This window comes from Pseudomonas sp. JUb42 (assembly GCF_024807945.1).
Taxonomy (GTDB): domain Bacteria; phylum Pseudomonadota; class Gammaproteobacteria; order Pseudomonadales; family Pseudomonadaceae; genus Aquipseudomonas.
Window position 1 is genome coordinate 86,704 of record NZ_JANUFD010000019.1, and the last position, 11,385, is coordinate 98,088.

The 11,385-nt window shown below is 61.5% G+C and carries 12 protein-coding genes; 4 read left to right on the forward strand and 8 right to left on the reverse strand.

The genetic code is table 11. The annotated features are described in order from the left end of the window. Positions 1–4: 4 nt before the first annotated feature. Positions 5–475: an arsenate reductase ArsC gene (locus M2401_RS30045; RefSeq protein WP_259109501.1), complete on the reverse strand. Its 471-nt coding sequence runs from the start codon at positions 473–475 to the stop codon at positions 5–7. A gap of 43 nt (positions 476–518) precedes the next feature. After that, entirely contained in the window at positions 519–875 is a 357-nt protein-coding gene (locus tag M2401_RS30050; RefSeq protein WP_259109503.1) for a metalloregulator ArsR/SmtB family transcription factor, read from the reverse strand. Positions 876–1,072: 197 nt separating this feature from the next. Between M2401_RS30050 and M2401_RS30055 the strand changes: the two genes are divergently transcribed. Then, the gene (locus M2401_RS30055) at positions 1,073–2,275 is read left to right on the forward strand and encodes a diguanylate cyclase (protein ID WP_259109505.1); all 1,203 of its coding nucleotides are present in this window, start codon (positions 1,073–1,075) and stop codon (positions 2,273–2,275) included. A gap of 12 nt (positions 2,276–2,287) precedes the next feature. On the opposite strand, the gene M2401_RS30060 is transcribed toward M2401_RS30055, so the two are convergent. The 4 genes from M2401_RS30060 to M2401_RS30075 all read right to left on the reverse strand — a co-directional run bounded on the left by M2401_RS30060 (position 2,288) and on the right by M2401_RS30075 (position 5,887). After that, the gene (locus M2401_RS30060; protein ID WP_259109507.1) at positions 2,288–3,079 is read right to left on the reverse strand and encodes an ABC transporter ATP-binding protein; all 792 of its coding nucleotides are present in this window, start codon (positions 3,077–3,079) and stop codon (positions 2,288–2,290) included. 17 nt (positions 3,080–3,096) lie between these two features. Next, complete coding sequence (locus M2401_RS30065; RefSeq protein ID WP_259109509.1) at positions 3,097–3,834, reverse strand: ABC transporter permease; 738 nt, start codon at positions 3,832–3,834, stop codon at positions 3,097–3,099. Between the two features lie 14 nt (positions 3,835–3,848). Next, positions 3,849–4,568 (reverse strand): ABC transporter permease, encoded by a 720-nt coding sequence (locus M2401_RS30070; protein ID WP_259109511.1) that lies wholly within the window; start codon positions 4,566–4,568, stop codon positions 3,849–3,851. Positions 4,569–4,990: 422 nt separating this feature from the next. Further along, on the reverse strand, positions 4,991–5,887 hold the full coding sequence (locus M2401_RS30075) for a LysR substrate-binding domain-containing protein (RefSeq protein WP_259109513.1): 897 nt from the start codon (positions 5,885–5,887) through the stop codon (positions 4,991–4,993). A gap of 104 nt (positions 5,888–5,991) precedes the next feature. On the opposite strand from M2401_RS30075, the gene M2401_RS30080 reads away from it, so the two are divergent. The 3 genes from M2401_RS30080 (at position 5,992) to M2401_RS30090 (ending at position 9,119) form a co-directional block, all read left to right on the forward strand. Continuing rightward, complete coding sequence (locus M2401_RS30080) at positions 5,992–6,780, forward strand: 2OG-Fe(II) oxygenase (protein ID WP_259109515.1); 789 nt, start codon at positions 5,992–5,994, stop codon at positions 6,778–6,780. Positions 6,781–6,882: 102 nt separating this feature from the next. Beyond that, a complete protein-coding gene (locus M2401_RS30085; RefSeq protein WP_259109517.1) occupies positions 6,883–7,740 on the forward strand; it encodes a transporter substrate-binding domain-containing protein in 858 nt (285 codons plus the stop codon). 206 nt (positions 7,741–7,946) lie between these two features. After that, positions 7,947–9,119: an HPP family protein gene (locus M2401_RS30090; protein ID WP_259109519.1), complete on the forward strand. Its 1,173-nt coding sequence runs from the start codon at positions 7,947–7,949 to the stop codon at positions 9,117–9,119. 12 nt (positions 9,120–9,131) lie between these two features. On the opposite strand, the gene M2401_RS30095 is transcribed toward M2401_RS30090, so the two are convergent. Further along, on the reverse strand, positions 9,132–10,013 hold the full coding sequence (locus M2401_RS30095; protein ID WP_259109521.1) for an NAD(P)-dependent oxidoreductase: 882 nt from the start codon (positions 10,011–10,013) through the stop codon (positions 9,132–9,134). 23 nt (positions 10,014–10,036) lie between these two features. Beyond that, complete coding sequence (locus M2401_RS30100) at positions 10,037–11,380, reverse strand: MmgE/PrpD family protein (protein ID WP_259109523.1); 1,344 nt, start codon at positions 11,378–11,380, stop codon at positions 10,037–10,039. Positions 11,381–11,385: the final 5 nt, after the last annotated feature.

Here is an 11,385-nt window from a genome sequence, read left to right on the forward strand (position 1 = left end):
CGATTTACAGACTGCCGATGCGGGCCAGTTCGGCTTGCAGCTGTTCACGGCTCAAACGGGAGAACGGCAATGCAAGGAAGGCGTTGGCTCGCTTGCGGATCTTGCCCAGAGTGATCTGGAAGGCAGCCTCGATCTCGGCTTCGCTGCCGCTGACCTCGGACGGATCCGCCAACCCCCAGTGTGCCTTGACGGAGGGACCAAAGAAGATTGGGCAGGCCTCACCCGCAGCCCGGTCACAGACAGTAATCACGACGTCAGGCGCAGAGTCGGCAAAGGCATCAGAGGCCTTGCTGCCCAGCCCATCCGTGTCGATACCTGCGGCCTCCAGGGTTTGCAAGGCTCGCGGATTGACCCGACCGCTGGGGAAACTGCCAGAACTCACCGCCTCGAATCCTGCGGGTGCCAGGTGATTGAATAGCGCCTCGGACAGGATGCTGCGGCAACTGTTGTGGGTGCACATGAACAGAACTTTCATAGACGGCTCACAATTAAATATTCAGAGAAACCAGGGTGCCGGATCAGTTGCAAATGGTCTGATTGGGCGAGCTGGCATTCATCTCGCTGAGCCTGCGGGCGTCAGCCTCCAGCCAGTCTTGATTGGCGGCAGCGATGCTTCGCAGCAGGTCGATGACCCACGCTGGCAATTCGGGGTGCAGACGGTAATAAATCCACTGGCCTTTGCGCCGATCCATGAGCAAACCGGACGCGCGCAGAAGCGCCAGATGCCGGGATATCTTGGGTTGGCTTTGCGCCAGCGCGCCGGTCAGCTCGCAGACGCAGAGCTCGCCCTCGCGAACGATCAGCAAGGTAATGCGGGCACGGGTTTCGTCCGCCAGGCTTTTGAAGACGTCAGTGGGGGTCAGCGGTAGGGTCATGGCTGCCTCTGTGGCCAAGATCAAAACATACGAAAAATCGAATATACGATAATTCATATATTCGATAAAGCACATATTGAAACTCACAACCGAACCTGCCGCTGCCGGGAAAGCGAGGCTCTGCCATAATGCAGGCTCGTTGACGACTGTAACCCTGATCCCACCATGCTTTTATCTTTGCTCCTGGTAGCCTTCTGATGTTGCTGAACGACCCGATCACCCTGCTGCTGGTGCTGATCCCGTTCGGCCTGATGACCCTGGTCATGCTGTGCCTGTCCTATGCCGGGATCAGTAAAAGCAACGCGCCACTGCACTGGTGGGTGGCGGGTGATCTGTTTCTGGCAGCGTATCGCGGGGTGCCGCTATTGCAGGCGGGCGTACTGGACGAGCGTTTTTCGGCGCTGTGGGTGTTGTCCCCTACCCTGACCTTCCTGCTCAACGGCTTGTTGCTGCAACTGGCGATGACAGCCCACACCCGCGCCCTGGCCACGCTCTGGCAAGGGCCGATCGGGCGCGTACAGCAGTTGCGCGAGTTGCTGGCGCTGCCGTTACTGCAAACTGCCGGTTGCCTGCTATTGCTGCACAGCAGTTGGCTGTTGCCCTGGTTCTTTCTGATGCTGGCGCTGAGCGTGGCCCGTCAGTTGCGGCTCACCTGGCCGTTGCACACGCGCTTTCGCGGGGCCTGGGGGCTGATCTTCGGGCAGGGGGTGATCGTGCTGTTCCACATCTGGAACGCAAGCAACCTGAGCCTGAATCCGCTCCCGCCGTTGGCGTTCGATGAACCGGACATGTTCTCGCTACCGGCCCTGTGCATCGATTTCCTGGTGTCGTTCCTGTTCACTCTGAGCTTCGCCCTGTGCCTGCAAGAGCAACTGCGCCAGCAGATCACCCAGTTGAGCATTACCGATGCCCTGACCGGCGCCCTCAACCGTCGCGGTGCGGCGCCGATCCTGCGGCGCGAATGGGCCAAGGCCAGCAGCGAGCGCTATCCCATGGCGGTGGCGATGATCGATCTCGATCACTTCAAATCCATCAACGATCAGTTCGGCCATGCCTTGGGTGACTCGGCCCTGCAAGCCTTTGCCAATACGGTGGAAAGGCTCAAGCGTCAGTCCGATGTATTCGTGCGCTGGGGCGGCGAGGAGTTTCTGCTGGTATTTCCGCGCACCGACCTGGAACAGGCTCAGGCCTTCATGCGCCGCCTGCGCGAGGCCTTGCATACGCAGCAGCCGGAGCCGGAACTGCCGTTCAAAGTCAGCTTCAGTGCCGGTCTTGCCGACCTGGAAAGTGCCGGCAAACGCGATGATTTCGAAGGCCTGTTACGGGTCGTGGACAAGGCCCTGTACCGCGCCAAGCAGCAGCGCGGCGGGGTCGAAGTGGTGGAAGCGGCAGATCTGTAATCGCCGCTCGGCTCACTCGGTACTGCGCTGGTTGTGGCTGGCGACGAACTGGCGGAAACGCTCGGTGGGCAGGCCCTCGAACAACTCATCAGGCGTACCTTGTGCGTCGATCACGCCCTGGGCCATGAACACCACGCGGTTGGAGACATGGCGGGCAAAGCCCATTTCGTGGGTCACCACTAGCATGGTCCGGCCTTCTTCGGCCAGGGAGCGCATGACCCTCAACACCTCCCCCACCAACTCCGGGTCGAGTGCTGAAGTCGGCTCATCGAACAGCATCACCTGGGGATTCATGGCCAGGGCCCGGGCAATGGCGACCCGTTGCTGCTGGCCGCCGGACAGGTGCGCCGGGTAGTAATCACGGCGGTCATACAGCCCGACCTTGTGCAACAGTTGCTCGGCTTCCTCCACGCACTCGGCACGGGAACGCTTGAGTACGCGCATCGGACCTTCGATGACGTTTTGCAGCACGGTCATGTGCGACCACAGATTGAAGCTCTGAAAGACCATGCCCAGCTTGCTGCGCATCGCCTCGACCTGACGGGTATTGCTCGGCAGCAGGCGGCCGTTGGCATGCTGCTTCATCTCGATAACTTCACCATCGAGCACGATGCGCCCCTCATCCGGGGACTCCAGCAGGTTGATGCAGCGCAGGAAGGTGCTCTTGCCGGAGCCGCTGGCACCGAGGATCGAGATGACATCGCCTTTATGGGCATCCAGAGAAATCCCCTTGAGCACCTGCACCGATCCGAATGACTTGCAGATATTGCTGACCGACAGCGCGGCCTGGACGTGTTGATTCATGACTGGCTCCGCGGCAATCAAAGGGATGGAGGGGTTTGCGCCGACACGGTGGTCGCTCGCTGTGTGGGGCGTTCGCGCAGGTGCGGCGAGAGTCGATACTCGACCCAGGCCATGGCCCGCACGATGAGGAAGTTGAGCACCAGATATATCAGCGCCGCGCAGAGGAAAACCTCCATGGTCCGGTAGGTGCGCTGAATGATTTGCTGGGCAATACCGGTGACATCCCACACCGTCACCAGGCTGGCGATGGCCGTGGACTTGAGCATCAGCACCGCTTCGGTGGAATAGGACGGCAGCGTCTGGCGCAGGGTTACGGGGGCGATCACCCGCCACAGCAGGGTCCAGCGGCTCATGCCCACGGCCAGCCCCGCCTCGATCTGCCCTTGCGGCACGCTTTGCAGACCACCCCGGATGATTTCAGCGGTGTAGCCGGCGGTGCACATCGCCAGGGCGACCACCGCACAGCCGTAGGGCGAGCGCAGCACGTCCCACATAAAACTGGCGCGGACCGCCGGAAACTGCCCGAGGCCGTAGTAAATAAGGAACATCTGAATCAGCAGCGGTGTGCCGCGAAACAGCATGATGTAGAAGCGCGCCGGGTAGCTGAGAAACGGCCAGCGGCTGACGCGCATGGCGACGACGCCCAACGACAGCAGCAGGCCCAGGGAAAGACTGAAGAAAAACAGGCTCAGGGTCGTGGGCAGCGCCGCCAGAAGCTTGAGCATGGTGTCGCTGAGAAAGGCAAAGTCGATCATTGAATGTTCCCCGCTCAGGAATGTGGCGTGCGGCGCTGGGTACGCTGCACGCGGGATTCGGCAATATTGAACAGGCGACCGGACAGCCCGGTCAGAACCAGATAACAGACGCCGCCGACGATGTAGAAGGTAAAGGCCTGATGGGTCGAACCCGCCGCCACCTGACTGGCGCGCATCAGTTCGACGAGGCCGATCACCGAGATCAGCGCAGAGTCCTTGAGGGTCATCTGCCAGACGTTGCCCAGCCCGGGCAACGCGTAGCGCCAGATCTGCGGAATCAATACGCGCCGCACGCGCATGCTCCAGGGCATGCCGATGGCCAGGGCGGCTTCCAGCTCGCCCTTGGCCACGGCCAGGAATGCACCGCGATAGACTTCGGCCTGATAGGAGCCGGAGATCAGGCCCACCGCCAGGGCGCCGACCAGAAACGGCGGCATGTCGACAAAACCTTCGCCGCCAAACCAGTGGTTGACAGCACCCGCCACGGTGGCACCGCCGAAATAGAACAGGTAGATCACCAGCAGCTCAGGAATCCCGCGGAACAGGATCGAGTAGAGATCTCCCAGATAGCGCCACCCACGCTTCTTCGACAGCTTGGCCGCCGCCACCGCGCTACCGGCAAGCGCCCCGACCATCAGCGCCATCAAGGTCAGCAGCACGGTGGTGCCAGCCGCCTTGAGCAAAGCCATGCCCCAGCCGTGCGGGCCAAAACTGAGCAGTTGCAAGAGATCCATAGCGTTAATCCTGCCGCGAGCAATGAATATTGGTATCTGGCGACATCCGCCAACTTATACATACTTGTCTTTACAAGTAGATGCAATTTGATTGCCATATCGCTCGCAGCAACGTAATTGCGAGCAGGCAACCGCTCTGTTCAGGTGCCTGTGGGGCGGTGAAGTTCCAATCGATAGCGGCAGCAAGGTGGCGGATGGCGATGCGCGACGCTGCAGATTGGGGCGCAGAGAAACGGCGGGCCCCAGGTGAGTGCGTCGTGCTGTAACAGCGGGGTGAACTGGCGTCTGTAGTGATACAACGCAATTATCTGGACTGAAATGAGATGTGGGAGCCGGCTTGCTGGCGATGGCCTTTGATCAGGCACTGATATCTTTGCGAGCGCTTCGCACTCGATCGCCACCAAGGCGGCTCCCACAAGTAATCAAGGCGCACCCAATATTTCGATCAGGCTCTGCACATTCGCCCGCTGGCGTTTTTCCGTCGGCACAAACGCGCAATAGGGATGCCCCAGGGACAGCGACCGTGACGACAGCGCAATCAGGCGACCCGAAGCCAGGTCCGGCTGGGCGATGAGTTTCTGCCCCAGGGCAATACCGCAGCCGAGCCGGGCCAGCGTGATGGACAAACTGGACAACCCGGAGCGCCGCCCCAGCGCCGGATCCGGTGGCACCTGCCCCGGCTCAGCGGCGTACCAGTCACTCCAGGTCGGATGGGACGCATAGTTGGCGCCCCACTCGGTATGGATGAACAGGCTTTCATGGATTCGGCCGAGATCGAAATCGCTGTTGCCATGCCGATACCACAGCTCTGGCGCGCAGAGCGGCACGACCTGATCGTGCATCAGCGCGATCACCTCCATCCCCGGATAGTGATAGTCGCCGTAACTCACGCGGATATCGACGTCCTGCCGGGCCAGGTCCACCGGATCGTCCTCGACCCGCACATCAACCGACAACTGTGGATAGCTTTCCAGCAACGTCGCCAGCTTTGGCGCCAGCCAGACCTCGGCCAGGGAGAACGGCACGCTGACGATCAACCGGGTGCGCATCTCGCCTTCGAGCAAGCGCACCGTCATGGCGGCGATATCGTCCAGGGCCCGCGATGTCTGCGGGTAGATGGCCAGGCCAGCGTCGGTCAGGGATAGCCGGTTGCCATTGCGCACAAACAGCTTCTTGCCGAAATACGCCTCGAGATGACGGACCTGCTGACTGACGGCGGCAGCTGACACCCCGAGTTCCGCGCCGGCCCCAGCGAAGCTGGACAGGCGTGCAGCGACCTCGAAGGTCCTGACAGCATTCAGCGGAGGCAGCCTCTTCATCAACATCTTCCTTAAGTTTTACTAGGGGGAGGCTAACAATTTTTAGCGTTGTTGCGAAGATTTCCTCAGGTTAGGTTAAAGCCACACCTACCTGGAGGGCCGACATGCACACCGTTATCAATCTTCAGCGCTATCCCCTGGATCGGCCAGACAGCGAGGAATGGACCGCCCTGGTCAACCACGCCAAGGCCGAACTGGCCCGCAACGGCATGTTCAGCCTCGAAGGGTTTATCCTGGCCGACCATGCAGCCCTGGCCGCCCGGCAGATCCAGCCGACCATGGACGGGCAGTCCCATACCCACAAGCGCTCGCACAATATCTATTTCAAACCGGATATCCCCGAACTGGCTGCTGATCACCCAGCCTTGCACAAGGTCGAAACGGTGAGTCACACGCTGTGCGCGGATCAACTCGCGGACAGCCTGGTCACAACGATCTACGAGTACCCTCCGCTGGTGGATTTCCTCAGTGCCGTCATGGAAAAACCGGCGCTGTATGTGATGGCCGACCCCTTGGCCAAGGTCAATGTGATGAGCTATCGGGAGGGCGAGACGCTGAACTGGCACTTCGACCGCTCGGAGTTCACCACTACCCTGATGCTTCAGGCGCCCGACGCCGGCGGTGAGTTCGAATACCGCAGCGACCTGCGTACCGCCGACAACCCCAACTACGAAGGCGTCGCCGAACTGCTGCAAGGCCGCGACCCCAACGTGCAGAAATTGCGATTGAGCGCTGGCACACTGAATGTGTTTCGTGGGAAAAATACCGCCCACCGGGTAACGCCGGTACGTGGTCAGCGTGAACGTATGGTCGCGGTGTTCTCGTACTATGAAAAACCTGGCGTGATGTTTACGCCCGAGGAACAGCTTGGTTTCTACGGGCGTGCGGTCTGATTCAGCCCTTCGCCAGTCGCGGGGACATAATAAAAACCAGACGTTCCATGGCTTTTGATCTAGCTCTGCCAGTCTTATTCTAATTATTGGATGGGGAAACACATGGGCCACACCTACAACGTCACCAAAAGAATCCTTGCATGTGCAGCGTTGGGCAGCAGCCTGTTATTGGGCGGCACCGCCTTCGCCAAAGACTGGACCTCGGTTCGGGTTGCCACCGAGGGCGCCTACGAGCCATGGAACATCACCCTTCCCAGCGGCGAGATCTCTGGCTTCGAGCCTGAACTGCTCAAGGACGTCTGTGCCCGGATCAAGCTGGAATGCAAGCTCCAGGCGCAGGACTGGGACGGCATGATCGCGGGCCTTAACGCGGGCAAATTCGATGTATTGATGGACGCCATCGTCATCACTCCGGAACGTCAGGAAGTCATCGCTTTTTCCAAGCCTTACGCCAATACCCAGGCGGTGTTCGTCAGCGCCGATCCGAAGCTGATCGCCAGTATGCCGAGCAACGAAATCATCAAGCTCAGCGGTGATCCGGTTGCCGACAAGGCGGCTGTCGACAAGATGAAAGCCCTGGTCAAAGGCAAGACCCTGGGCATTCAGTCGGGCACCGCCTACACCGATTTCGTCGAGAAAAACTTCAAGGACATCGCCACCATTCGCGAGTACAAGAAGTCCGGCGAACACATGCTTGACCTCAACGCTGGCCGTATCGACCTGGCTTTCGATGATGTGACCTTCTTCACCTCCGCCCTGGACAACCCCGATAACAGCGCCGTGAAGATGATCGGCCCGAAAATCGGTGGTGATATCTGGGGTCCGGGCGAAGCACTGGGCTTCCGCAAGGCCGATAACGACCTGCGCGAGAAATTCAACGGCGCACTGACGGCGGCGCTGGAAGATGGCACGGTAAAACGCCTTTCGGAAAAATGGTTCAAGGCTGATATTCGTCCTTGATGCATAACGGCTAAATGCCAACCTTGTTGGAGCCGGGCTTGCCCGCGAATCAGACGACGCGCAGTACCAGTTGCACCGCGTCATCGTTCTTCGCGGGCAAGCCTCGCTCCAACGGGATAACCGCGCAAAGGCAAACGCGCTGTGCCAGGCCGCCAACGGGCGCTACAATCTGCGCCTAATTCGACCTGCCTGCTGCCAACCTGATCATGCCTGCCTTGCCCGACCCTGCTCCCGAATCCGCAAAACCCGCGCGCCCGCTGCTGACCTGGCTCAGATCCCTGTGGCCTGCCCCCCAAACCCTCAATACCCGGGAAAAACTGCGGGCCAGTTGCGGCGCCGCCCTGGGCATCCTGCTGGTCGCCGTTGCGGGCATGCTCTGGTTGCGCGGCAGCATGAGCGCCGATCACAGCCTGCTCGCCCTGGCCCTGGTCGCGCCGATCGGCGCCAGTGCCGTACTGGTATTCGCCGTACCCTCAAGCCCCTTGGCGCAGCCTTGGTCGGTGGTGGGCGGCAATACCTTGTCGGCGCTGGTCGGCATTGCCTGCGCCAAATGGATTCCCGACGCATCGATTGCCGCAGCGGTTGCCGTCAGCCTGGCCATTGCCGTGATGATCGCGACCCGTAGCCTGCACCCACCGGGCGGCGCATCGGCGCTGCTGATGGTGCTGGCAGGTTGTGATCGCTTTGCCTTTGCCTTCAGTCCGGTGCTTACCGATTCATTGCTATTGGTTGCCGCCGGGCTGATCTACAACAACCTGACCCGACGCCCCTGGCCTCACGTGGTTCATCCGAAAGCGCCGACGGCCAATAGCCGCTTCAGTACGGCGGACCTCGATGCCGCACTGGCCCATTACAACCAGGTGCTGGACGTCAGCCGTGATGACCTGCAAAGCCTGCTTGAGCAAGCCGAAGCCTCGGCCTATCAGCGCAAGATGGGCGAGATCCGCTGCGCCGATATCATGAGCCGGGAGCTGATCGTCGCGCGTCAGGAAATGCCCCTCAAGGACGCCTGGGCGCTGATGCGCAAGCACAAGATCAAGGCGCTGCCGGTCATCGACAGGCAACATCATCTGCTCGGTATCGTCACCGTTGCCGACTTCATGAAACAGCTGGATCTCGACGCCCATGAAGGCGTCGGCTGGCACCTGCGCGCCCTGCTGCGGCAGAAACACAAAGTCCGCCCCGTGACCATCGTCGGCCAGATCATGAGCCGTACGGTGCGGGTCGCCAGCGCCGACCGGCTGTTGAGCGACCTGGTGCCCGTGTTCTCCGAGAACGGCCACCGGCACATTCCGATCATCGATACCGAACGGCGCCTGGTCGGCATCGTCACGCAGTCAGACTTGATCAAGGCGCTTTACACCGCCGTGCGGGCGTAATGGGCAGGCCTTTCATCGATTCGACCAGCCCTCGATGGTCCGCACCAGTTCGGTCAGATCCCGCTCGCCACCATCCTGCTGCGCGGCAACGTTCCACAATTGCCGCGCCGCATTGCCCAGCCACATGGGTACGCCGAGGGCCTGACACTCTTCAACCGCCAGACCGATGTCCTTGCAGACACTGGACACCGGGAAACCGAAATCGTAGCTGCCCGGCAGGACGTGCTTGGGGAATTTATCCAGGGTGGCGCCGTTCTTGCCGCTACCGGCGTTGATCACCTCCATCATCACCTGAGGATCAAGGCCACCCTTGATGCCTGCGGCGTAGGCTTCCGAGGTGATGGCGAAGGCAGTGGTCGAGAGCATGTTGTTGAGCAGCTTGAGCAACTGGCCCTGCCCGGCCTGTTCGCCGACGATAAACACCTTGCCGAACACATCGAATAGCGAGCGGACCCGGGCCACGGCTTCAGGATCGCCTGCGACCATGATTGCCAGCGCCCCGCGAGCGGCACCTGCCGCCCCGCCGCTGACTGGCGCATCGACGGTCTCGATGCCACGTTTAAGCAATCCGGCGGCGACTTCCTGCTCGGCCCGTGAACCCACCGTGGACAAGTCCACGAGAATCCGTACAGCCGCTCCCTCGACGATACCGCCCTGCCCCAGCGCCACCGCCTTGAAAATCGCCGGGCTGGGCAGGCTAGTGAAGATGACTTCGGCGCTGTCAGCCACTTCCCGCACGCTGTCGGCAACCCGGGCGCCCAGACCGGCAAGCTCGGCGAGGGCGGCCGGGTCCTTGTCGAAAATCACCAGGGCATGGCCCTGCTCCAGCAGGCGTCGGGCCATGGGCCGGCCCATCACCCCCACACCAATGAAACCCAGTTGTTTGTCGCTCATAATCACTCCTGATGCAAAGACAATCAGCCTCGTGCCAGACGCATGACCGCGCCCGCATCGTCGGCTTGTTCCAGAGACCACAACCGCTCGATCAGGGGCTGTGGCGTGCAAGTCGAACCGCCGTATCCGGCCAGTTCGCACAGTTTGTCGGCCAGGGCCTGATCGCTCAGCGGCGCACCGAGGCTGCCCCGGGCCACTGTAATGGCGCAGCTCAGGCTGGCGCCGGTGCCGAAGAACAGCTGTACCTGCGCGGACTCCACGGCGAAGTCAGCGTTATCGATAAAATGCAGCAGCGGGTACAGGGCGCGCAGGCCTGGGTCGGCGACTGCCGGGTCGCTAAACTCCGCCAGCCCGGCGCGTCCGGTGGACAGCGCAACGGCGCAGGCATGCTGGGCGCTGACCTGGGATTCACGGCCGCTCTGAATGGCCGGGCGATCTGTGCGCTGGCGCAGCAACGGGTGGCCGGTCAGCTCGATGCGGGTCAGGTCTGCCAATACGCAATCAGGATTGCGCGACAGTTCCAGACAGGCTTCGATCACCGGATTCAACACCACGCCACAGGGATATGGCTTGTAGGTATTGGCATTCAAGGCCCAACGCTCGCCGAGGCCTTGGATGATCTGCCCGTAATCGGGGCTCTCGCCCATGACCCGCAGGAAACCGCGCTCACCCTCCAGAGGAAACTCGGGGCCGTTGAAACCTTGCTCGGCCAGCAGTGCCGAGAGCAGGCCGTTACGCGCCGCGTTGCCGACGCCAATGCTTTTCGCCGCACTGCCCAGGGTCTCCACCAGCCCGCCGGATTGGGCACTGGCCGAGCCCAGCGCCCAGGCTTGTTGCCGGGCATCCAGGCCGAGCAGTTTGCCCACCGCCATGGCCGCGCCGAAGACGCCGCAGGTCGAGGTGATATGCCAGCCGCGGCGATAGTGTTCGGGGGAAATCGCCATACCCAGGCGACACTCCACTTCCACACCCAGAACGAAAGCCAACAGCAATTGCTCGCCGCTGACTGCCTGGCGCTGCGCCAGGGCAAACAGCGCAGCAGCGACCGGGGCCGTAGGGTGGATAATGGTCGGGATATGGGTGTCGTCGAAATCGAAGACATTGGCACTCATGGCGTTGAGCGAGGCCGCGTTGAGGATATCCATGGACTCGCCACGGCCAATGATCCCGGCCTGCTCGCCCGCGCTGAAGCCGCTGAACAGTTTGACCGCCGTGACAATGTCCGGATCGTTGCAACCGGCCAGGGCCACGGCAAAGTAATTGACCAGGGCGCGCTTGGCTTCATGGCGCACCAGAGGCGGTATATCGGCCCAGGTGGTGCGGGTGACGAATTCGCTGAGTAATTGCGTGACAGCAGGAACCTGCATGGTGC